This is a genomic window from Shewanella sp. 2_MG-2023, assembly GCF_030548905.1.
Classification (GTDB): domain Bacteria; phylum Pseudomonadota; class Gammaproteobacteria; order Enterobacterales; family Shewanellaceae; genus Shewanella; species Shewanella electrodiphila.
Map to the genome: position 1 here is coordinate 381,392 of NZ_JAUOSO010000001.1, position 23,658 is coordinate 405,049.

Consider the following 23,658-nt stretch of genomic DNA (forward strand, 5'->3'; position numbering starts at 1 on the left):
ATAGTTTATCTGCTGCAAGTTCAATCGATGCCATTGGATTCTTTGCTACGATTGGCGTCCTATTCAAGTAGCGATAATTGTTATTATAATAATAACAATTATCTGAATGAAAAATGGTGAAAGGCATATGACGCAAACAGTACAGCAGCAAATCGCTAATATTGCGCTCGTGGTTGAAAATTACGATGATGCAATTGCTTTTTATACTCAAAAACTGCAATTCACTTTAGTGGAAGATACTGATCTCGGTGGTGGCAAACGCTGGGTATTGATTAGTCCGCCTAACTCAAATGGTACTAATCTACTGTTAGCTCAAGCCAGTAATGATCAGCAGCTGCAAGCTGTTGGCAATCAAAGCGGCGGTCGAGTCTTTTTATTTTTACAAACGAATGATTTTTGGCGTGACTATGAGCTTATGAAGTCAAAAGGCGTCACCTTCAATGAAACTCCGCGCGTCGAAGAATATGGCACTGTTGTGGTGTTCCAAGACCTATATGGCAACAAATGGGATTTATTACACCTGAACAAAAGTGATGAACAAAAGTGACGAACAGAACTGATGTATAAAACGGATAAACAAAACTAATAAATAGAATGAGAATAAACGACGATTCAGTAAATCAGCCCACCTTTTATACAATGTTAGCCTTGAGTAAGACTTCCAAGCCAAGTTTGTAGCAGCAATTTAAGTACCTCTGCTACAATACAGCTTATGCAAGTTGTCTAGTCGCAACGCCACATTACAGATGAAGCTTCTGTGATGAAATTATTAATTAAACGGTGTAAAAATAGTGCAAACCCAAACATACAATCAAGCCATTTTAGATGTCGCTGAAGCTGGTATCCAAGCTTTACAAGAGTCTGCTGAAAAACAAAAAGCAAAGCGAACTCCCGCTCAAGAAAGCCACTTTTTATGTGCATGGTTAGTTGAATCTTTTCGCGTAAAACGTTTTTCTAAATTGGTTGCCGATGATCTATCTGCTTGGATAAGAATGGCACGTAGCCAAGGTGCTGGCGCCATGTTGCCGCAATTATTTGAGCGTATTGCCAAACAATACCGCGCAGTTGAAAAACCAGAGTTAACTCAGCAGCAAGCTATTGGGCAGCTACTTACTGAACTTGAAAGTGATGATTGGTTTGTTATTTCTGACAGTGCTTTCTCTGATGATAGTGGCACCAAACTCAAATTAGCAGGCAATGGCCAATCCAGCTTAGTGGTATGTGAGCTTCAACTGGAAAGCCACTTTGAAGACGACAAGCTGGTTAAGTCATTACCGATTTATGTCCGTGGTGATGAAAATCATTTTGCTGAAAGAGCTTTAGCGAAAGGCTTATTAGTCAGCCAAGGTAATAAGAAAACTAGCTTAATCAAACATCATAAGACTTATTTGATTGCACCAAACAATCAACTTAAGCAACTGTGCTTGTTAATTAAGTAAAGCGCTATGCAACGCCAACCGCTTCGGCAAGCTAAAACAATTGATAATGTTTTCAATAGTGCTTATTGGCATCTTAGCCAGCAGGATTTCACGATTAGTGAAATCCGCACTAAGCTTGAGCGGAAAACTGACAATCAGCAATGGATTGAGACGGTACTGACCACATTAATTGAAAATGGTTACTTGAAAGACAATCATCATTTTGCTGTGCGTTATTGCGAGTTGGCTTTTAGCGATGATATTGGCAAAGGCGCGATTAAACGTAAGCTGCAACTACGGGGTATTTTAGCTGCTGAAATTGAATTAGCCCTTGAGCAAGTCATGGATGCTCTGCAGGTCGATAGCTTTGCTATGGCAACATCAAGACTGCTGAATAAATTTGAACATTTTCATGGCACGACCAAAGAGAAAGTTTACTCACAGATGACCACTAAAGGCTTCTCTAGAGCGGAAATAGATCACGCCCTATCAGAGCATCCTCAGCAAGCCACCCTGCGTAGCAAATTAGCGGTAAAAGCTGACAAAGTCGATTTAACCACTGAAATTATCAAGTTATATAATAAAGGCAAAGGCGAAACTCTTATCCTACAAGAGCTCAAACAAAGACTGATTGATGTCAGCGAGTTTGAGAATATTATTTACCAACTAAGCCTTAGCGAAGATATAGACTTTTATAAGAGCTGCCGCGAGCAGTTGGCTAGAAAACGCTATGATTTATCAGACTATAAAGGTAAATCAAAAGCCTATGCTTACTTAATGCGCAAAGGCTTTGGCAGTGATGAGATAAAAGAAGCGCTCAATCCTAGCGAGGATTAAATTAAAAAAGGCTAACTCAAGCAAGCAGTATTTCTAACTCAGTCAGCAGAGCCCAAATGAAAGTAAGCAGAGCCCTAACAAAGCAAGCAGCTCCTTATCGACAGTCAGCATTTTCAGACTTAAAACGGATTTAAGCTATATCCTTGTTGCGCTAATATTGCATGAGCTGTCATTGCCGATAAAGCCATATCCACACCTGGCAGTAATGCATCCTTGTCTAAACCATAATACGCAGCGCTTTGCCCACAAATATAAATTTTTACACCATATTTTACCAATTGACTCACTAATGCTTTGTTGGCGTTAGTCAGTTCTTTATTACTTGAATGCTGACTTTGATAAAAACTATCATTTGCTAAATCGGCAACTGAAGCACCGTGTACGACCATAGCTAACTGTATATTCTCAGCTTTAACCCCCACAGCTTCATGCATATTGATAAATCTGGCTAAGGTGTTTAAATTGCGATTAACCTCATTAGGTTTAGCGGCTTTACTCATATCAAACGCGACTTTGAATTGCATACCCTTTGGGATAACAAGCTGTGAATCGATTGCAGCAATTTGACCGTAACCTTTTATCGCGGTGCCATCTTTAAATGCTTCCATACCTGCATAGGCAGAAGTTGAAAAGCTAATTACCCCTAAACAACAAAGTAACAAGGCGGCTAACGTTATCAATCTAGACATTCATTTTCCTTTTTAATGATGATTATTATTGTCACGCAAGTTCTGAGCTATCTTGCACCTAAAGCTTTCGTTATAATAGCCAACAAAATGCCCATATGTCAGCATCTGAAATGTTGTAGGCATTTTTAGCCGTATGAGTTTATTTCCACTCATACTACTGTTTGCGATTTTAGGAGTTTCCATGGCCCGCCAAGTCATTTATACCTTTAAAGGTAAAACCAAAGTTATCCCATTTAGCTATGACGTTCATCACGATTTATATGAAGCAGCAGCCGAAGCTGAAGGCATCGATTTAACTGGCTTTTTAGCAATGGAACAGCAAGTGGCAATGACGTCAAAAAAAGGCGCGAAAGCTGAAAAGGAATTCCGTAAAACTGAGTTTGCTCGATTCGGGTTTACCAGTATCAAATTTGTCCGAGAAGAAGACGAAGACACACCTGCCAGCTAATTCAAAGGGTTTACATGATTAATTCAGAACACGCTAACTTTCCCAGAGCTAGTTTTATAAAGCGTTGCGGCGCAATAATTTATGATGCTTTACTTGCCGTAGCCGTATATATGGTTGCTGGTGTGATTGGATTTGGACTCTTTTTTGGATTAACCAGCACAGGTGTGATTGGCATGAATGGCCATGAACATGTTTCTGACTTGCTTAATCAAACCCCACTTTATCAAGGTTTCTATCAGCTTTGGTTAGTCATATGTGTTGCCGGATTTTATGCCATATTCTGGAGTCGCGGTGGCCAAACTCTGGGAATGAGAGCATGGCGCTTAAAAGTGCAGCATCCTAATGGGCAAAACTTAAGTTTCATTACTGCTATTGCTCGTGTTGTTTGGTCTTTTGCAGGTATTGGTAACTTATTTATTCTTATCAACCCTGACAAATTAGCCCTGCAGGATAAAATGACTCGCTCGGAAGTCGTAGTATTATCCCTTGAAGCGAATCAAATGCGTAACTGGCGCGGTGCTTAATCAAGGTTAAAGTCAGTATTGTTCGCTTCATTAAAAATGAAGCAATTAACCATATCCATAAAGCCAATTGCTCATTCAGTTGGCTTTTTTATTACCTAAAACTCTACCTTTACTGTTATATCTGTCCCAGTTTGAGCCTTATCGATAACCAATAACATGTTTCATTACTTAGTCCATTAAACAGACTATTGATTAGCATACGAATGTTACTTGGCGTAATCGATTTACTGGAGTATCTTAAGAAGATAATGAGATTAATAGATACAGCGTATCAATGAGTAGTATTGCGCGATTTCATTTAAGCTTATAAAAGGAACATTTTGGGCGTAAAGGGATGAACATAAGACTTTGAATAGCCTCATTGCGATGAAACAATTACTTTTAAGTTATCTGAACCGTGGTACAGAGCTTTATGATGATCCTGAAAAACGTCATAAAATTCTAATTATCAATTGGTTCGGCACCGTTGGCTTTTCTATTACCTTCATATTGGGCATCAATGCTTACCTAGAAAACAATATCTCTCTGGCAATCACGCTATTACTGTCGAGTGTTTTATTTTTCCTCTCGTTACAAAATCATTGGCTGTTCCTAAAACAATATCGTTTTGAAACGTCTAGCACCCTAATTCAGTTAAGCTTAATCACCTTAATGTTATATCTAGTGTATAGCGGTGGTTCGAATAACACTGGGCCGTTATGGGTATTCCTAGTCCCGCCTGTAATGATGTTTTTTGGTGGATTAAAAGGCGGATTAAGAAATACCTTAGGCTTTATACTCTGTTACTGCGTGATAATGTTTTACCCTGACGATCAATTGCTGCAAGCCAGTTATTCCTATGAATTCAAAACGCGTGTGCTGTACTCCCTAATGACACTGACGTTTTTGGCAGGATATTATGAGTACTCCCGTCACCAATCTTTTTTACATGTAAAACAGCTCAGCGAAAAGTTTGAACAACAGGCACGCCGAGATCATTTAACCAATATTCCCAATCGTCGTGCGATGATGGAACAGCTCAGTTATGAATACGCTCGAGTAGTTAGAAACAACAACACGATGAGCATATTATTGATTGATATAGACTATTTTAAACATGTGAATGACCAATACGGTCACAAATATGGTGATGAAGTATTGGTTAAATTAGCAAAGCTATTTGAAGGCACGTTACGAAAACAGGACATGATTTCACGCTGGGGCGGAGAAGAGTTTTTAATCTTGTTACCTCTCACTCCTCTTAATGATGCTTATGAAGTTGCTGAAAAAGTTCGCCTAACCATTAAAAACCATCCAATTGAGTACGAAAATACCACCATTCCTATCACGGTCAGTATTGGCATTGGCAGCGCTGATAAAGACCACACTGTAGATTCAGCAATTACCCGCGCTGATGAGCATCTATATCAAGCTAAAGAAGGCGGTAGAAACTGTGTTTACCCCAAAATGGCCTGTTAGAATTACACACTCACTTTAGCTATAACCTTAGCTATATATAGCCTCAATTCCCTTTATGCTGTTTCTCACAAACGTTAAATGAGTCATTAGCATTCAATGGCTAATAGCTATCAATAATATGTCTGAGTATTAAGTGTGAACAATAAGAGAAATAAATAGTAGACACAAAAAAACCAGCCATTGACTCATAAATATGCTCAGGCTGGTTTTAATATTTAAAGTAAAATCAGATAATTACTTCCTAATGAAGTATAACGCCCCCGCGCTAAACAATACTGCAGGCATACTGGCACTAATATAAGCAGGTAGTCCGTACACAATACTCAACGGGCCGAATATTTCGCTACAGATATAAAAGCTAAATCCAGCAACCACACCTAATAATACTCGGGCGCCCATTGTTACCGTTCTTAATGGGCCGAATACGAATGACAATGCAACTAATATCATCACAGCTACGGTAATCGGCTGCATAACCTTACGCCAAAGTGCGAGTTCGTAACGACTGGGATCTTGCTGGTTCACTTTTAAATATTCTAAATAACCAATCAAACCTTGAATACTTAATGCTTCAGGTTTCACCGATACCACACTTAACTTATCAGGCGTTAACGTTGAATTCCAAACCCGCTCTTCCTGGTACTCTAAGGTGATTTGGTCTTCAGTAATATGAGTGTTTTTTACATCCATTAAACGCCAAACACCATTAGCAAAATGCGCCCGCATTGCTTGGGTCATGGTTTTCAGCTTTAAATCGTCACCAAACTCGTAAAAGGTGATGTTATTGAGGGTATTGATGGTTTCTACTTCACCAATATTAACGAATAAGTCACCGTCCCGAGCCCACACCCCTCGGTGAGATTTAATTAAACTACCACCTGATACTTTGGTCGCTTGCAACTCTTTAGCGCTCCGCTCTGCAACGGGTGCGCCCCACTCACCTAACGCCATCACGATAATCATCAGCGGAATAGCGGTTTTCATGGCTGAAATGGTAATTTGTAAACGCGACATGCCTGATGCTTGCATCACCACAAGTTCTGAATTGGACGCTAACATGCCCATGCCGATTAACGCACCTAACAGCACCGCAATAGGAAAGAACATTTCAATATCACGTGGGATAAGAAAGATGACATAAATGACTGCATCCAGCATGGTATATGCACCGCGGCCAACAACACGCAATTGGTCAACCCATTTAATAATGCCCGACAAACCTGTCAAGATAAGTAGACACAAAGCTGATGTACTGATGATAACGCGTGCAATATAGAGATCTAATATTTTCATACTGCCTCCTGCTTATGCTTACGTTTAAACACCTGCAATATTTTCGCACCGTTTGGACGTTCTTTACCGAGCAAGAACAAGCCCATCACCAGCGCCGAGCCATGGATCCACCACATACCCAAGGCTAAGGGAATCACTTCGTCCTCTAGCGCTTTACGTCCAGCAACCATTAAGCCGAAATAACCCAGGTACAATAAAATCGCAGGGAACATCTTGGCAAATTTACCTTGTCTCACATTAACTCGAGCAAGTGGTACTGCAATCAATGTCATTAAAGGGATCGCAAGTGGCAGTGCTAATCGCCACTGGAATTCAGCCACAGCTTCAGGCCCAGGGGTTGTTAAAAGCTCATTGACTGGTAATGCGGACAGTTTACGTCGTCTTTCATCCACTTCTTGCTCTTTAATTTCCATCCGGTAACCACCAAATTCAATCATTTGGTAATCAAGATGATGAGCACTACCTTGATATCGGACGCCATTATCCAGTTGCAATTGTTGGCTACCAAAGCGGTCCTCAACAACACGACCTTGCTCGGAGACCACCACATTGGTTAGGCCTTCTTCATCTTCAGGATCGGGGAGTTGCGCTACAAATACATTTTGTAACTCATTGGATTTAGATATTTTTTCAACAAATAATACGGCGCGGCCATTAGGGCTTGCTTGAAAGCGCCCTTGGACAATCGCTGCTAAGCCTGCTTCAGACTGGGCTTGCTCCAATACTTGGTTTTGTTTCTCTTCGGCCCACGGGCCAACATAGAGTGACAAAATACCGGTAAACACTAGGTTTGCCACAGCAATTAGCAAAGTCACCCGAGTCACATACCATTCACTGATCCCAACGCCATGGAGAACCACCATTTCGTTTTCGGCATACATTCGCCCGTGGGCCAGCAATATCGCTAAGAAAAAACTCAGCGGCAGTACTAACACCGTCAGTTGCGGTAAATTCAGGCCTAACAATGTCAGTACTAACGTTGCAGGAAATTCACCATTTGAGGCATCCCCTAATACACGCACAAATTGCTGGCTAATAAAAATAGTTAACAGCACCAAAAGTATCGCAAATTGGGCTTTTAAAACTTCAACGATCAAGTATCTAAATACAATCACAGGTAGGATCCACTGTCTAAACTTGTCTTTTTGCTGGTATCAGAGTAAGTTCACTATAAAATGTCTGCTTTTAGCAGTTATTGATAGTTTTCTGACCAGCTCGTGAGCTTCCTTAAGTGTAATTCATTTAGCTGCATAGCAGGAAATTACCAAGGATTTATTTCCTTAAAGGTTTGTAAATATGGCCAAACAGGCCTAATTAAAACATTATCTAATAAATATAAAAATTTGTCTTTAATAATCTAGGAGTGCTCATGGAGTTTAGCGTAAAGAGCGGCAGCCCCGAGAAACAACGTTCAGCTTGTATCGTTGTCGGTGTATACGAACCTCGTCGTTTGTCTGGTATCGCGGAGCAATTGGATAAAATCAGTGAAGGTTACATCAGTAACCTACTTCGACGTGGTGATTTAGAAGGCAAACCAGGACAGATGCTATTGTTGCATCATGTACCTAACGTACTCAGTGAGCGCGTTTTGTTAGTCGGTTGTGGCAAAGAGCGTGAACTTGATGAACGCCAATACAAACAAATTATCACCAAAACGATTAACACTTTAAACGAAACAGGTTCAATGGAAGCAGTGTGCTTTTTAACTGAATTACACGTTAAAGGTCGCGACACTTATTGGAAAGTACGCCAAGCTGTTGAAACAACTTATAACAGTTTATATAGCTTCGATACTTTAAAAACCCGTAAAGGTGAGACGCGTCGTCCATTACGTAAAATGGTATTCAATGTACCAACTCGTCGTGAATTAACCATTGGCGAACGTGCAATTGAACATGGTATGGCTGTTGCTGCCGGTATGGACTTATGTCGTGATGTTGCGAACATGCCACCAAATATCTGTAACCCAGCATATTTAGCATCTCAAGCTCGTCAAATCGGCGAAGTGCATGACAACTTAACCGTGACTACCATTGGCGAAGAGCAAATGGCAAAACTAGGTATGAACTCATACTTAGCTGTTGGCCGCGCGAGTGCCAATGAATCAATCATGACAGTGATGGAATACAAAGGCGCAGTTGATGAAACTGAAAAGCCTATTGTGTTAGTCGGTAAAGGCTTAACCTTCGATTCAGGCGGAATTTCATTAAAACCTGGCGATGGCATGGATGAGATGAAATACGACATGGGCGGCGCTGCAGGTGTTATCGGCGTAATGAAAGCCTTATGTGAAATGAACTTGCCTATCAACGTTATCGGTATTCTTGCGGGTTGTGAAAACATGCCTGCAGGTGATGCTTACCGTCCAGGCGATATTCTTACTACTATGTCTGGTCAAACCGTTGAAGTATTAAATACCGATGCTGAAGGCCGTTTAGTATTATGTGATGTGCTGACCTATGTTGAACGCTTCGACCCTGAATTAGTGATTGATACTGCGACCTTAACTGGCGCTTGTGTTATCGCATTAGGTAAACATGCATCTGGTTTATTCTCGTCTCATAACCCATTAGCTCACGAGCTATTAAATGCGGGTGAACAATCAGGTGACCGCGCATGGCGTATGCCGATTTGGGATGAGTATCAAGAAATGCTTGAAAGCCCATTTGCTGATATGACTAACTTAGGTGGTCGTCCAGCGGGTTCAATTACAGCAGCATGTTTCTTATCTCGTTTTACTAAGAAATATAACTGGGCACATCTTGATGTTGCAGGTACAGCTTGGAACAGCGGTGCAAATAAAGGCTCAACTGGTCGCCCAGTACCAATCTTAAGCCAATTCCTTATTAATCGTGCAGGTGTTGACCAAGGCGAATAAGCCTTATTGACACAAGCCGATAGATTGAGCTTGATAAGAAAAGGTGAAGAAGCAATTCTTCACCTTTTTTGTTTTTCTAAATGAATTAAAAATCACATCTAAATGTTAATTTAACCTCTGTCCGCCCTAGCCCCATGAGTTGCTTTTAGTGTAAAATCCGTCTTTACTTCGTCAAATATAGTAAAAGCATGCCAAAGACTCTGTTTTACTTAATGCCCGCTATCAATACACAGCCCAGCGCTATTGAAAGTGTATTTTTCGCCGCTTGCCAATTGGCAGAAAAGCATTACCGTCAGCAGCAATTAATTTATATTCATTGCCAAGACAAACAGCAGGCGTACGCTATTGACGAATTGCTTTGGCAATTTGAGCCAACGGCATTTGTTCCCCACAATTTAAAAGGGGAAGGACCAGTAACAGGTTCCCCTGTCGAGATTGGATTTGATAAATTAGGCGCCAATAAAAGTCGTCATTTACTGATCAATCTTGCAGACCAAGTGCCATCATTTGCGGTTAATTTCCCGCATATTATCGATTTTGTTGCTAATGATGATGCGCTTAAACAAATTGCCCGTGCTCGCTACCGTGATTACAAGCAATTAGGCATTGAACTCACAACAACTGAGTTCACTGGCGTTTAAGTCAGTTGATTCGTTAACAATACCAACTATTAATTTAGATTGAGAAAACAAAAATCCCATGGAAAAAACATATAACCCGCAGTCAATAGAGCAATCTCTTTACCAAAACTGGGAAGAGCAAGGCTACTTCAAACCACATGGCGATGAGTCAAAAGGTAATTATTGCATTATGATCCCGCCACCAAATGTGACGGGTAGTTTGCACATGGGTCATGCATTTCAAGACACCATCATGGATACGTTGACGCGTTACCAACGCATGAAGGGCAAAAACACCCTTTGGCAAGTGGGCACCGACCACGCAGGTATCGCCACCCAAATGCTAGTTGAGCGTAAGGTCTTTGCTGAAGAAGGTTTAGGTCGTCATGACTTAGGACGTGATAACTTCATCGAGCGTATCTGGGATTGGAAAAACGAATCTGGTGGCACCATCACCAAGCAGCTACGTCGTTTAGGTGCATCTGTTGATTGGGAGCGTGAGCGCTTCACAATGGATGAAGGCATGTCGGAAGCGGTACAAGAAGTGTTTGTACGCTTATATGATGACGAATTGATTTACCGTGGTAAGCGCCTAGTTAACTGGGATCCAAAGCTGCACACCGCAATTTCTGATCTCGAAGTTGAGAACAAAGAAAAGCAAGGCAGCATGTGGCATTTCCGCTACCCGCTTGCTGATGGCGCATTAACTAGCGATGGTAAAGACTACTTAGAAGTTGCTACAACACGTCCAGAAACCATGCTAGGTGATAGTGCTGTTGCGGTTCATCCTGATGACGAACGTTACCAGTCATTGATTGGTAAATTCATCTTACTGCCTATCGTAAACCGCCTTATACCAATCGTCGCTGATGATTATGTTGATATAGAGTTTGGTACAGGTTGTGTGAAGATTACCCCTGCTCATGACTTTAACGATTACGAAGTCGGTAAGCGTCACGCATTGCCAATGTTCAACATCTTAACGATTAATGCTGACATTCGTAGCTCAGCTGAAGTGGTTAATACTGATGGCACAGCAAACAACGAATTAGATAACAGTTTACCTGAGCGTTACGCAGGTCTTGAGCGTTTTGCTGCACGTAAAGCAATTGTTGAAGAGTTTGATACCCTAGGCCTGTTAGGCAAAATCGACCCACATGGACTAAAAGTTCCATATGGCGATCGCTCAGGTGTGGTCATTGAGCCATTACTGACTGACCAATGGTATGTATCAGTTGCACCAATGGCTAAAACGGCTATGGAAGCTGTTGATAATGGCGACATTAAGTTCGTTCCTCAGCAATACGAGAACATGTACAACTCTTGGATGCGTGATATTCAAGACTGGTGTATTTCACGCCAACTTTGGTGGGGGCACCGTATCCCAGCATGGTACGACGAGTCAGGTAAAGTCTATGTAGGACGTGACGAAGCAGAAGTTCGCGCTAAACATAATCTTGATGAATCAGTAGTACTGCGCCAAGACAACGATGTATTAGATACATGGTTTAGCTCAGCGTTATGGACATTCTCAACCTTAGGCTGGCCGAAAAACACTGAAGAGCTAAAAGCATTCCACCCAACAGATGTGTTGGTCACTGGTTTTGATATAATCTTCTTCTGGGTTGCCCGCATGATCATGATGACCATGCATTTCATTAAAGATGAAAACGGCAAACCACAAGTGCCTTTCAAAACGGTTTACGTCACAGGTCTTATCCGTGATGAAGCCGGTAATAAGATGTCTAAGTCTAAAGGTAACGTCCTTGATCCTTTAGATATGATTGATGGCATTGACTTAGAATCATTAGTTGAAAAGCGTACTGGCAACATGATGCAGCCTAAAATGGCCGCCAAAATTGAGAAAAGTACTCGTAAAGAATTCAGCGAAGGTATCGAAGCACATGGTACTGATGCACTGCGTTTTACGCTTGCGTCTATGGCATCGACTGGCCGTGACATCAACTGGGACATGAAACGTCTTGATGGCTACCGTAGCTTCTGTAACAAGATCTGGAATGCATCACGTTACGTGTTAATGAACACTGAAGTGCAAACTGAAGGTGCTGATGAAGACGTTATTGGCGAAGCATTAGATTGTGGTCAATTGCTTGTTGATGGCAAGCCTGGTGAAATGGAACTGTCGCTTGCTGACCGTTGGATTATTGGTTTGTTTAATCAAACCGTTAAAGCCTACGACGATCATATGGCTAACTACCGCTTTGACTTAGCAGCTAACACTATTTATGAGTTCACTTGGAACCAATTCTGTGACTGGTACTTAGAGCTAACTAAACCTGTTATGCAAAGTGGCAGCGAAGCGCAGCTTCGTGGTACTCGCCATACATTAGTCACAGTGTTAGAGAAAATGCAGCGCTTAATGCACCCAATGATGCCATACCTTACAGAAACCATCTGGCAACGTGTTAAACCCCTTGCTGGTGTTGAAGGTGACACGTTAATGCTAGCCGAGTTCCCTGAGTTCGATGCAGCTAAAGTTGATGCTCAAGCGATGGAAGATTTAGAGTGGGTTAAGCAAGTCATTACTGCAGTGCGTAATATTCGCGCAGAGCTAAACATTGCCCCTTCAAAACCACTCAATGCCCTACTGCGTGGTGTAAGTGAACAAGATAAAGCTCGCCTTGAAGCCAACCAAACGTTCTTCAAGACTTTAGCTAAACTTGACACTATGACCATCTTAGCTGACGGTGAAACTGCGCCAATGTCGACGACACAGCTAGTAGGCGACATGGAGTTATTAATCCCAATGGCTGGTTTGATTGATGTGGCTAAAGAAATCGCCCGTATCGACAAACTACTTGAAAAAGCCGCTGGTGAGTTTAAACGTATCGAAGGCAAGTTATCTAACCAAGGTTTTGTGGCGAAAGCACCTGCTGCCGTTATTGAGAAAGAACGTGCTAAGCAAGCTGAGTATCAACGCGATATTGAAAAGCTAACTGAACAGAAAGCTGAATTAGCGAAATTAGAAAGCTAATTAACGGCATAAAAACTGAGATAAAAAGGCTATCAACCAATGTTATTACTAGTGGTTGATAGCTTTTTTTGTTCTAAACCTGGGTTTAACTAAAACCTAAAACCTAAAACCTAAAACCTAAAACCTAAAACCTAAAACCTAAAACCTAAAACCTAAAACCTAAACCCTAAACCCTAAACCCTAAACCCTAAACCCTAAACATCTATTTTATGATGAGGGTTTATTGCTCTTCAACACTTAAGGAGTACTGTAAAAACTTAGCCCCTTGGCTAGATTTCTTATTGGCAACAACCTTGGCTCCAATATCAATATATTCTCCAGCAGCCCCTGGGTTTTCTAGCCCAAGAATGGGAAAGGTTTTGTAGGTTACATTTTTATAGCGTACTCTGAAGTTTTTTAGTTGAATAAGAGGTTCGTTCGCTAGGCTAATAAAGTTGATATCAATAGGGGCTGTCGAGTCTGAAGTAATGTAATATCGGCCTTGTGAGTAGTCATTATCAAGCAAGGTAGAATTGGTAGAGTTGCCAATTGCCCCCTTCCAGTTAACCACAACAGTTGTACTACTACCGCTATTTTGTAATACCGTCGGAAAAGTAATTGGCTGAATTTCAGTAATAGAAATTTGAGCTGATACCGTTTGCGTTATACAAACCAAACCAATAATGCAAATAGACTTCAACAACTTCGAAGTTATCATTAGATTTTTTTTAATCATATAAAACCACATTGCATATAAAATTATTCTTATTATTAGCATCTTAATTACATAACACACAAAAATACCAATTAATAATCAACAAATAGCTTAAAGCTTCAAAATTAGCAGTTATTAATGACCAATATCCCTCGTATTTGAATGACATCATTGCATCGGTGTTACAAAAGGTCAACAACACAGAAACGATCCGCAAGCGATCCAATCGAGCCTTTCCCGACTAACTTTATGACTCAAACCAAAACTAGCTGTACATTTAACAAGCAGTCAAACACTTATTAATCACTGCAGTCACCCTGCCACAAACCCAGTACTGACCTTGATTACTACTAAAGCAACAAAATTGAGAATAAGAGTCTTTAAATCTTAAAGATAGCGATCACATGTATTTTCAGTAACTTATTAATTTTTCCAGTATCTAATACTAATGAATTAGAAAACTTTAATCTCAATCCGTTATATCTTATAAGATTTAGCGATAACAGAATTCCTAGCTACAAGTGTAACAATAGTGTTGCAAAATATTTCAATGCTGTTACTTTTATTTTGCCCAAGTAAATAAGTCCTTGTTTACAAGAGACAATAACCCATACAAAAAATGCGGGCATACTAAAACTATAAAATTATTACCTTGGAACACTAAAATGACTCATAAATTACTATTATCTACACTTATCGCATCAACCCTTCTACTTTCAACTCAAGCTGGTGCAGAAGATGCTACTGGTATAGCTAACTTCCAACTTGTGTACCCTATTACTGTTTCTGAAACTGAAGAAATGGAATTTGGTGATGTATCTATCGCTGCTGATGGCCAATGTGCTTTAGATTATTCAGATGCTGTAACTGGTGCAGCTTGTGTTGCTGGCGGCGCAACAGCTAATACAGGTCTTTTCACTGTAACCGCTGCTGACGGAACCGTTAACCTTTCTGTTTCAGCCGCAGATACCTCAGTTCCAGGTGTTACATTCACTCCAACACTTGCTAGTGCAACTGGTACTGTTGCAAGTAATACTTTAGCTGTTGATGTTGGTGGAACGTTAGATATCGTTGCGGCTACAGCAACTCCTGGAACCCACGGATTAAGTTACACACTTTCAGTTACTTACTAATCTCATCATTACCTCTTTATTGAGTAACACGGATTAGTCGTGAGTAAAATTTCGCGGTGTAGATTCAGAATGGATCGCCGCGAGATTTTGATCTAATCTCAATCTTTAACAATAAAGCGCTATATTAATTTTTAAATAATACGTTAATCTAGATTCAAGTAAGCTCGAAGTAAGCTAACGACAAAAATTATAATAATTGCAGACTATTGCATGTAAATTTAGCTGGGCAACATCATGAAACTTAAAATAATATTACTAATCACGATTGTGATTAATCTCACCTCTTTCGCACATGCCAATCTTCTTGTGACACCTACCCGTGTTGAACTCGATAACAAACGAGATAAAAGCGCGGTATTTTCTTTAGTAAACAAGAGCAACCAAACATCACGATATGAAATTTATCTTGAAGACAAACAGTTATTACCTTCTGGTGAATTTGAAATCATAGACTCTGAAACGAGCACCACATCACTTGCAAGCTTTACCCGTTATTCCCCAAGAAGAGTGAGCTTAACACCTGAACAAGGCACGCGGGTGAGACTGGCAGTGAGACCGCCAAAAGACATTAAACAGGGTGAATATCGCAGTTATATTGTCTTCCATCAAATTCCCCTCGCGCCTACCAGTAGCGAGCAAACTACCGATAAAACCGATAGTTTAAGCTTATCTGTGACAGCTTACTTACGCATCGCTATTCCTGTCATTATGCGAGTAGGCGAATTAACCGCTCAACTTAATATCGCTAATCATCAAATATCCGATACTGAAGGGCAACAACAGCTTATTGTGTCTATTGCCCGCCAAGGTGAACGCAGTAGTTATGGTGATATTGAAGTATTTGATGCCAAGAGTGATGAATTGATCGGTAGCTCAAAAAATGCGGCGATTTATACTGAAATGACCCATCGGGCGTTTGCGGTTACCCTTAATAACAAGATTAAACCTGGCACTGATTTAGTCATTAAATACGTTGAAAATGACGGATTATTTAAGCCACAAACTATCGAACAGAAAATAACGTTCTAGTACTTTAAAGGCATCATATAGATAGAGAATTAACTAGAATAAATGCTATTACAGCATGTTAATCGATTACTAAAGTACACCTTTGCCATAGTCATACTGCTACTTTATATCGAACTGGTGAACCCAGGGCTTGAGTCATCAATGCCCTGGAAAACTGATTCTGACACTTTTTTAGCCACATTAAAAAGTATCCCTGCACAGCAAAATACTCTTTATATTCGCGATACTGCCTATATTCACGATACCGCCAGTGAGCATCCACCAACACCTGATTTAGCCAGTGCAGCCTTACCAAATCAAACTGCGCATATAAATGAAACAGTTAAAGAAATTGTGCCAAAGAGCTCTTCAGAGCAGATTTTCCGTAAGTCAGAAATTCCCAAAACAATCATTAAAACTCAGACTGAATCAAATTTGTCGCAACAAAAAATCAGTTCCGCTAACTCTAGCTCTAAGCAAAAGTCTGTAACTACACCTGTGGCTGCACCTTTCATAGAAAAGGCTCAAGCCAAACCACAGATATCATCTCAATCAACTCCTGAAGTGGTGACTAAATCAATTTCCAATAAAAAGCACCATGTTGCTCAAGAGCCTAATATTCTTACCCTATCAGCACCGACGAATCCCATAGTAGATAAAGTGGCTCCCAAAGACATTACCACTGAAGTGAAATCTAGCACCAACATCGCTGAAACTAACTCGTTTGAAACCTGCTCAAATATTATTAACCGCACTTACACTGAATCAACAACCAATGAAGAGCAGTTTCTTGTTACCCAATTTAACTATGGTTCTGAACGGCTAAGTGATGAGATGTTTATTTATCACGATAACGGCGTAATCTATTTACCCATGCAGTTTCTTGCAGACAACTTAATGCTGCCATTACAAGTTGAAATAGCGCCTCTCACGCTGACAGGCTGGTACTTATCATCCGATAACAGTATTGATGTAAGCCAAGGTTTAATGCGTTATATCGCGCAAAATAGTCAGTGTAATCATAGCCCAAGTTCAGTATTCAAAGATGACTGGGATATGTACTTGGAACTTTCAGTCGTAAAACAAATGTTGGGGCTTGAAATTACATTTGATAATGCAAGGCAACTGATCAATATCACCGAAAATAGTTTAATTCCATTAAGCCAACTATTGGCCAGACAGAAAAGATTTCAACAATTCAATGACCAGAAAAAAGCAAACGAGTTAACAAATCTTCGTCATATTGACACTGGCTACGCCGCTATTGGCGATTTAGCCGTACATGCAGATTTAGGCGTTTCTCAACGCAAACAAACTGACACTGATAGCGTCCGTTTTGATGGCTTTATACAAGCTAGAACCGATATCCTCGGTCATAGTGCATATGCAGGGTATTCGTGGTCAGAATATGGTGAATCCCTCAACGCCTATATCGAGAAAGAAATGGCCGATACTTGGGTTAATTATTATCGTTTAGGCAGTATTGATTCCCATAATTTAGCGCTAGTTTCCAGTGCGAGCTCCGGTGATGGAGTTATTATCAATACGGGAGATAGCTTTATCGATGATATTCGTTACCTTGTTGTCGATGGCGAACTTGAACCTGGCTGGGATGTTGAATTGTATCGAAATGGTGGATTAATCTCAGTTCAAAGAGTGACAGATAATGGCCAATACCGATTTGAACAAGTGCCTTACTACATTGGTTTAAATCAATATCAACTGCGCTTCTTTGGTCCCAATGGTGAAACCCGTGCAGAATCTTTCAGTAAGTTATTAGACCCTTCTCAAATGCAAGCTAACAGTTTCGGGATGAATTTCGGTGTCATGCAGCGAGAACAAGATGATCTACAACAAGTCTATGCCAGCGCAAATTGGGCTGTGACTGATAACTTCAGTGCTGGCGTGGCAATAATTGAACAACAAATATCACAAGATAAGTGGCTATTTAGTCCTACAGTCTCAGTAAATTTTCTGACTGATAACAGTGTCTGGCAAATTAACCTAACTGGAAACGATACAGGATCGGCTGCCAATATTATCGCCCAAGGCAGTAATAGTTTGGTGGATTGGCAGGCGGAATGGGCACAGTATGATAATTTTGAGTCTTGGGACAATGAAAATAATCGCCTAAAACAACGCGCGAATATAAACCTCAGTGGCAACATCAGCGACACCAATATGAGCTGGGGAGTCAATGGCCGTTGGCAGGACCAAAATGTTGCTAATGATAGCCTCTATCTTGCTACGACGATTGCAGGGCAGTTGCAGCACCTATCCTTAAGCAATGAACTCAGCTGGCAAAATAGTGCCGAAAATGAAAAGTGGGCCAATAGATTGGCTCTTTCGGGACGGGTTGATGACTGGTACTTGCGTAGCTACGCAGATATCGCCTTATTGCCCACTACAGAGCTAACTCAGTTAGTCTCTAATGTGAGCACTTCCTTTTCAGATAGAAGCAACTACCAGTTTGAAGTACGTTATCAACCTTTAGCAGAGGCCGAAGTCACGTTCAGAAACTCACTATCCTATTTCCTCGATTCTAGCACCTTAAGACTGACCGTAGAAAATGACTCTGAAGGTGATTGGTTTGCGCAATTTAAATGGAGCAGTTCAGCGTTATTTATTTCGGCAGATAATACTTGGTTGCTAGATCGAGTCAGTCATTTAAACACTGGCAGTGTTAAAATTGTCGCTTTTCAAGACGACAACAATAATGGTCAATTTGATGACAATGAATTACCGATGGCAGGATTAAGGTTTTCTGGTCACACCAACTCAGATAATGAAACTGACGATAACGGTCAATTATTAATTACCCATATTCAAACCTCAAGACCCCATAAATTAGTTCTCAATGAGCGCTCACTGCCTGACCCTTTTCTATTACCACTCAATAGTATTTTGATGATCGAAGCGCACCCAGGTAATGTGGCCGAAGTACTATTTCCTGTTCTATTTACCGCTGAACTTGATGGGGAGGTTTATTATGAAAACGACGTTGCCGCTAAAGGTGTCTCTGTCACCCTAATTCATGCCGATAAAACAAAGTATCATGCTCGGGTGGAATATGATGGGGTATTTATTTTTGAACAACTTGTGCCAGGTGATTACCAAATAGAAATTAATAACCAATTGCAATCAGAAACCGTAACCTTAGCGCCTGGTGAATATGTGACCTTTCCCACACAAACGATCGCCAGAAAGCAATAATCAATCAATAACACTGTTTATAAATCCACCAGCTATTACACTCTATATGATGAATTAAATTTAAATCACTAATAGGGAATTGCTGATGTCACTTTTTATGCTCGCAACAGCCATTGCCCAAGCAAATTTCACCCTCATTGCGCCTGTCGCAATAGAACAAACTCAAGAACTAAATTTAGGTAATATTACCAATCAAATGAGCGTGTATTGTCAGTTAGACCAGCATCAAAGACAAGGTAATGGTTGTATTGCTTCTGATAATCAACTGGGGCAGTTCATGCTCACTGGTAATGAACAATCCAATGTTGAAGTGATTGTTTATGCTAACAGCGGCGATGATATTTTATTTACGCCTATTTTACCTAACGGTAGTCAGCAACAAACATTTCAATTAACCCAGCAAAGCACCATGTTCGAAGTCGGTGGAAAGGTCGATGTATTAAACGAGCAAGCCAGTGGCCATCAAACCTTGTCGTATACCATCGAAGTAAACTATCAATAGAAACTCACTATCAATTGAATTTAATTATAAAATGAGCAACTTCGAAATCATCAATCGTCCACACCAATCGTCCACACCAATCACCATCATCTGAAATCAATCGTCGCAATTTCAGCACAGATACCTAATATTCAGCATTTATTCGCCATTTAATTAGTCAAATGCACCTAATTCCTGTATAAGCTTCGCCTCTACTTAGATTTTTCACTAATGGTATGACTGGTGTTGCTATAAACAAGCATGACTGCCGTTATTAAAACCGTTTTAATCTCTTAATATTAAATGATGGGCAGGTACAATTATGTCAGATAAATTTTTCTTTAAAGGCCGTCAAACGCCAAAACCTGCTTACGGTCAAAGTGGCTACAATACCAAGCGCCAAGCCAAAATAGGCACTGAAGCTAACCCGTTAGTATTAAGCGTGCAAACAGAAGCCCGCATGCAAGAAGTTCAGCAAATGGTTGAGCAACGTAAATTGCTTGCAAACATAACCGTTAACTCTGATGTCGCTGAAGATATCTTGCAATTGGAAGGTATATTAAATAAACCCACAGCGGTAACAGCGGAAGCTAAGATTAACCGTAATGACCCATGCACCTGTGGCAGCGGTAAAAAATATAAGAAATGTTGTGGTTAGAAGCTGACCTTGACCAAAGAGTCAAAAACCACTTGTGTACATAATAAATATTTATTAAAGCAAAACTTCGGTTTTGCTTTTTTTTTTACTATATTTAAAAGAGTTAGGGAATTTAGCTCCTTTTTGAAATATTTTTTGCTTAGCCACGTTCTTATTATTTTAACCACCTTCTATCTTACTAAAGACAACAACTTAAGCACAGCATGATTGTTTTAAACGATAGAGTCGTGACTTAGCACGACTTAGGGCATCCAGCTAATAAAATACTAGAGGTAAATGTGATCAAACATGCAAAGGTAAAATACAGACTCATAGCTGGAATAGTCTTTCCCCTCTTAAGCTCACCAGTCCTCAGTAATAACTTTATGGTCATTGATTCAAATAATACCCCCATGTCTAATATGGTTGTATATCTCACACCCACAAATGAAGAATATAAGCAGCAACAGCTGAAAATGCCGGTTAAAAAACCTGTTGAAGTTCATCAAGAAAATAAACAGTTCAGCCCCTATATCACCGTGATGCAAAAAGGTTATCAGCTAAAGTTTGTTAATGACGATGACATTACCCACCATATCTATTCAGCATCTGGACCAAAACGCTTTTCTTTTAAATTACGTAAAGACAGCTCTCAGAAAGATCTTGTTTTCGATCAGGCAGGACATATTTCTATGGGCTGCAATATTCATGACTGGATGAGTGGGCATGTTCTTGTGGTTGATACGCCATTTTTTGGCGTGACAAATAACCTAGGTATGGTTGAATTTAATAGCATACCGGAAGTTCAATATCGCCTAGACATTTGGCACCCACAGCTACAAACTAACAATAATACTTATAGCCAAACTGTCACTACGCCTTTACTTGAAACATTGACGATTCAAGTTAATGCGTCAATGGATGAAATCCCTACACAACAAAGTTTAGATGACTTCGAATTCTTGGAAGGTTATTAATGCTTAAATTCTTTAGCAGTATCCAAACCAGAATATTCGCCTTTTTCATGTTGCTACTCATTGCTGTTCAGGCAATTTCCTTTGCTTTGACTTATTTCGCCAATAAACGTCTTGAACAGCAACAACTCGAAAGCCAGCTTTCAATTGCCGAGTTAGTATTTAAATCAGAATACGATAATCGTAATTATTACTTAACGGCATTTGCCGAAACAGCAGCAAAAGATTTTGGTTTAAAAGAAGTCTTTATTGATGATGATAGGCGAAGCTTTTTAGTTGCCTTAAACAATCATCGTAAGCGAATTAATGCAGACTTAGCCATTGCAGTCGATAAACAGGGCAATATTATAGGCCAGTTATTAACAACCCCAGATGGTGCAAACAAGGGCAAAGTCAAAGTAGGCCCCGAACAAGGTAAGCAGTTTCGTACGCCTCTTGCGACAGAGTTTGAAGTGATAAGTCCACTGTATTCTTTAGATAATTATATCTATCAATTACGTTTTTCACCTTTAACCAGTGGTGCATCAAATATCATTGGTTGGGTCGGTTTCGGCTTTATTATTGGGGATGAATTAGCTCAATCAATATCTAATCAAACAGGCTTAAACACCGGATTTATACTGGCTAAAGAGCAGCAAAAAAATCAACTAATCAGCTTATCAAGCAACACTTATTCTATAGATGCTAACCAAGCAATTGATAGTTTCATTCAACATAATCACCTTCATGACGACTACATTTTATGGCAATCTGCATTAGGTAAAGTAGAACTCAACGGCGCCAACCAAGCTCAACTTCATGCTTTCATGTTCCTGAGCCGTAATGACGCCCTTCAATCGTCCCAAGAATACTGGTTTCAGCAATTATTGCTGCTGTTAATAATATTACCCATTTCACTATTCGTAGCATTTATCATCGCCCGAGGTGTCACTAAACCACTCACATTACTGATCAAACAAGCGAAGTATATTGCCAAAGGAAATTACAACTCCAAAGTTGAAGTGGGAAATAGTGCAGAAATGCGAGAACTCGCAGAAGAGTTTACTGTGATGCAACAAGCCATATTAAGCAGAGAAAACAAAATAGCTTTTCAGGCATATCACGACCCGTTAACTAACCTTGGTAACAAAAATGAGCTAACACGGATCACTTCTGCTTGGTTTGAGGCGAAATCCCCTATCGCTATCTGCCAGATAAATATCCGCCGTATGACAGAGATAAACGGCACACTCGGCCATGTTGTTGGTGACTTGGTCATTAAAGAAGTGGGACTTAGGCTGGCTAGCTTTAACGAAATAGATTCTATTTGTCGCCTTAATGGCGATGAATTTGTTGTCGCGATTGAACACTCCGATCAGAAAAAGCTCATTCAATCAATAAACCATATTCAAAAATCTATTGAAGCTGAATATTGCTATCAAGACATATCTCTGCATTTACAAACAACTATTGGGGTTAGCTTTGTTCATTACCCTAGCGATCTCGAAACGCTACTTCGGCAAGCTGATACAGCACTTCAGCATGCAAAGAAAAACCGTTTACATCTGCAGATTTACCATCAACAAATTGATGTTAATACACTAGACAGGCTGCAATTAGTCAATGACTTAAAACCTGCCATTGAACATGATGAGCTAGTGTTATTCTACCAGCCTAAACTTAATCTAAAACTCAACAAAGTCACTCATGTGGAAGCTTTGGTTAGATGGCAACATCCAGTAAGAGGCATGATCCCACCTGATAGCTTTATCCCAATTGCTGAAAAAATGGGACAAATGAATGCCTTAACTCGATGGGTCATTGATCAGGCACTCAGCCAATACCTTCAATGGAAAGAACAAGGGATTGAACTGTCAATTGCTGTAAATATCTCAGCGGAAAACTTAAAAGATGACCAATTCTGTCATTACGTGTTACAAGCCATTAAAGATAAACAAGTCCCAATAGATGCCTTAACATTAGAGATCACCGAAGATGCTGTGGTCGCCGATCCTGAGTATGCAATAAAACAACTTACAGAGCTCAGACAACAAGGGCTGACACTCTCTATCGATGACTATGGTACGGGATATTCATCATTGGCTCAGTTAAAGCAATTACCTGTTCAAGAACTTAAAATTGATAAATCTTTCGTACAAAACCTTATGGTTAATGAAGATGACCAAATTATTGTTAGCTCCACGCTGCAGCTCGCACATAACCTAGGATTAAAAGTGGTAGCGGAAGGGATTGAAGATGAAGGTTCACTAAAGTGGCTAACGCAAAGAGGCTGCGAAATGGGGCAAGGCTTTTATCTCTCAAGGCCAATTGAAGCAAAGGCGCTAACAACTTGGTTATCACAATCAGCTTATAGCTAGG

Annotated in this window: 20 protein-coding genes; 16 read left to right on the forward strand and 4 right to left on the reverse strand. The window is 40.2% G+C overall.

The annotated features are described in order from the left end of the window. Positions 1-127 precede the first annotated feature (127 nt). The 3 genes from Q4600_RS01630 to Q4600_RS01640 all read left to right on the forward strand — a co-directional run bounded on the left by Q4600_RS01630 (position 128) and on the right by Q4600_RS01640 (position 2,255). Positions 128-547 (forward strand): VOC family protein, encoded by a 420-nt coding sequence (locus Q4600_RS01630; protein ID WP_248954479.1) that lies wholly within the window; start codon positions 128-130, stop codon positions 545-547. Positions 548-791: 244 nt separating this feature from the next. Continuing rightward, a complete protein-coding gene (locus tag Q4600_RS01635; RefSeq protein WP_102529769.1) occupies positions 792-1,439 on the forward strand; it encodes a DUF2913 family protein in 648 nt (215 codons plus the stop codon). 6 nt (positions 1,440-1,445) lie between these two features. Continuing rightward, positions 1,446-2,255, forward strand: a complete 810-nt coding sequence (locus Q4600_RS01640; protein ID WP_303512381.1) for a regulatory protein RecX — start codon at positions 1,446-1,448, stop codon at positions 2,253-2,255. Between the two features lie 119 nt (positions 2,256-2,374). On the opposite strand, the gene Q4600_RS01645 is transcribed toward Q4600_RS01640, so the two are convergent. After that, positions 2,375-2,944, reverse strand: a complete 570-nt coding sequence (locus Q4600_RS01645) for a DsrE family protein (RefSeq protein ID WP_229367892.1) — start codon at positions 2,942-2,944, stop codon at positions 2,375-2,377. Between the two features lie 181 nt (positions 2,945-3,125). Here Q4600_RS01645 and Q4600_RS01650 point away from each other — a divergent pair, with 181 nt between their 5' ends. The 3 genes from Q4600_RS01650 to Q4600_RS01660 all read left to right on the forward strand — a co-directional run bounded on the left by Q4600_RS01650 (position 3,126) and on the right by Q4600_RS01660 (position 5,374). Beyond that, positions 3,126-3,392, forward strand: coding sequence for a DUF2960 domain-containing protein (locus Q4600_RS01650; protein ID WP_102529772.1), 267 nt, complete (start codon positions 3,126-3,128; stop codon positions 3,390-3,392). 14 nt (positions 3,393-3,406) lie between these two features. Further along, positions 3,407-3,916, forward strand: a complete 510-nt coding sequence (locus Q4600_RS01655; RefSeq protein ID WP_102529773.1) for an RDD family protein — start codon at positions 3,407-3,409, stop codon at positions 3,914-3,916. Between the two features lie 366 nt (positions 3,917-4,282). After that, positions 4,283-5,374, forward strand: a complete 1,092-nt coding sequence (locus Q4600_RS01660) for a GGDEF domain-containing protein (protein ID WP_303512376.1) — start codon at positions 4,283-4,285, stop codon at positions 5,372-5,374. A 234-nt stretch (positions 5,375-5,608) separates the two neighbouring features. On the opposite strand, the gene lptG is transcribed toward Q4600_RS01660, so the two are convergent. Together lptG and lptF are read right to left on the reverse strand one after the other, a co-directional pair. Continuing rightward, complete coding sequence (gene lptG, locus Q4600_RS01665; protein WP_102529775.1) at positions 5,609-6,667, reverse strand: LPS export ABC transporter permease LptG; 1,059 nt, start codon at positions 6,665-6,667, stop codon at positions 5,609-5,611. Beyond that, entirely contained in the window at positions 6,664-7,782 is a 1,119-nt protein-coding gene (lptF, locus tag Q4600_RS01670; protein WP_102529776.1) for an LPS export ABC transporter permease LptF, read from the reverse strand. The genes lptG and lptF overlap by 4 nt, the downstream gene beginning before the upstream one ends. Positions 7,783-8,036: 254 nt before the next feature. On the opposite strand from lptF, the gene pepA reads away from it, so the two are divergent. From pepA to Q4600_RS01685, 3 genes are all read left to right on the forward strand, one after another. Continuing rightward, on the forward strand, positions 8,037-9,545 hold the full coding sequence (pepA, locus tag Q4600_RS01675) for a leucyl aminopeptidase (protein WP_102529777.1): 1,509 nt from the start codon (positions 8,037-8,039) through the stop codon (positions 9,543-9,545). Between the two features lie 188 nt (positions 9,546-9,733). Beyond that, entirely contained in the window at positions 9,734-10,186 is a 453-nt protein-coding gene (locus Q4600_RS01680; RefSeq protein ID WP_303512372.1) for a DNA polymerase III subunit chi, read from the forward strand. 58 nt (positions 10,187-10,244) lie between these two features. After that, on the forward strand, positions 10,245-13,160 hold the full coding sequence (locus Q4600_RS01685) for a valine--tRNA ligase (protein ID WP_303512370.1): 2,916 nt from the start codon (positions 10,245-10,247) through the stop codon (positions 13,158-13,160). A gap of 220 nt (positions 13,161-13,380) precedes the next feature. Here Q4600_RS01685 and Q4600_RS01690 read toward each other — a convergent pair whose 3' ends face one another. After that, entirely contained in the window at positions 13,381-13,875 is a 495-nt protein-coding gene (locus tag Q4600_RS01690) for a hypothetical protein (protein WP_303512367.1), read from the reverse strand. A gap of 644 nt (positions 13,876-14,519) precedes the next feature. Here Q4600_RS01690 and Q4600_RS01695 point away from each other — a divergent pair. The 7 genes from Q4600_RS01695 to Q4600_RS01725 all read left to right on the forward strand — a co-directional run bounded on the left by Q4600_RS01695 (position 14,520) and on the right by Q4600_RS01725 (position 23,657). Further along, positions 14,520-14,987 carry a VCBS domain-containing protein gene (locus Q4600_RS01695; RefSeq protein WP_303512365.1) on the forward strand — a complete coding sequence of 156 codons (468 nt, stop codon included), beginning with the start codon at positions 14,520-14,522 and terminating at the stop codon, positions 14,985-14,987. Positions 14,988-15,221: 234 nt separating this feature from the next. Next, on the forward strand, positions 15,222-16,016 hold the full coding sequence (locus Q4600_RS01700) for a hypothetical protein (RefSeq protein ID WP_303512362.1): 795 nt from the start codon (positions 15,222-15,224) through the stop codon (positions 16,014-16,016). Between the two features lie 42 nt (positions 16,017-16,058). Beyond that, on the forward strand, positions 16,059-19,208 hold the full coding sequence (locus Q4600_RS01705; RefSeq protein ID WP_303512360.1) for a carboxypeptidase-like regulatory domain-containing protein: 3,150 nt from the start codon (positions 16,059-16,061) through the stop codon (positions 19,206-19,208). An 85-nt stretch (positions 19,209-19,293) separates the two neighbouring features. Further along, positions 19,294-19,710: a DUF4402 domain-containing protein gene (locus Q4600_RS01710; RefSeq protein ID WP_303512357.1), complete on the forward strand. Its 417-nt coding sequence runs from the start codon at positions 19,294-19,296 to the stop codon at positions 19,708-19,710. A 301-nt stretch (positions 19,711-20,011) separates the two neighbouring features. Next, a complete protein-coding gene (locus tag Q4600_RS01715) occupies positions 20,012-20,347 on the forward strand; it encodes a PBPRA1643 family SWIM/SEC-C metal-binding motif protein (RefSeq protein WP_229367928.1) in 336 nt (111 codons plus the stop codon). Between the two features lie 392 nt (positions 20,348-20,739). Further along, positions 20,740-21,303 carry a hypothetical protein gene (locus tag Q4600_RS01720; protein ID WP_241906501.1) on the forward strand — a complete coding sequence of 188 codons (564 nt, stop codon included), beginning with the start codon at positions 20,740-20,742 and terminating at the stop codon, positions 21,301-21,303. Continuing rightward, entirely contained in the window at positions 21,303-23,657 is a 2,355-nt protein-coding gene (locus Q4600_RS01725; RefSeq protein ID WP_229367931.1) for an EAL domain-containing protein, read from the forward strand. The genes Q4600_RS01720 and Q4600_RS01725 overlap by 1 nt, the downstream gene beginning before the upstream one ends. The last annotated feature ends 1 nt before the right edge of the window (position 23,658 follow it).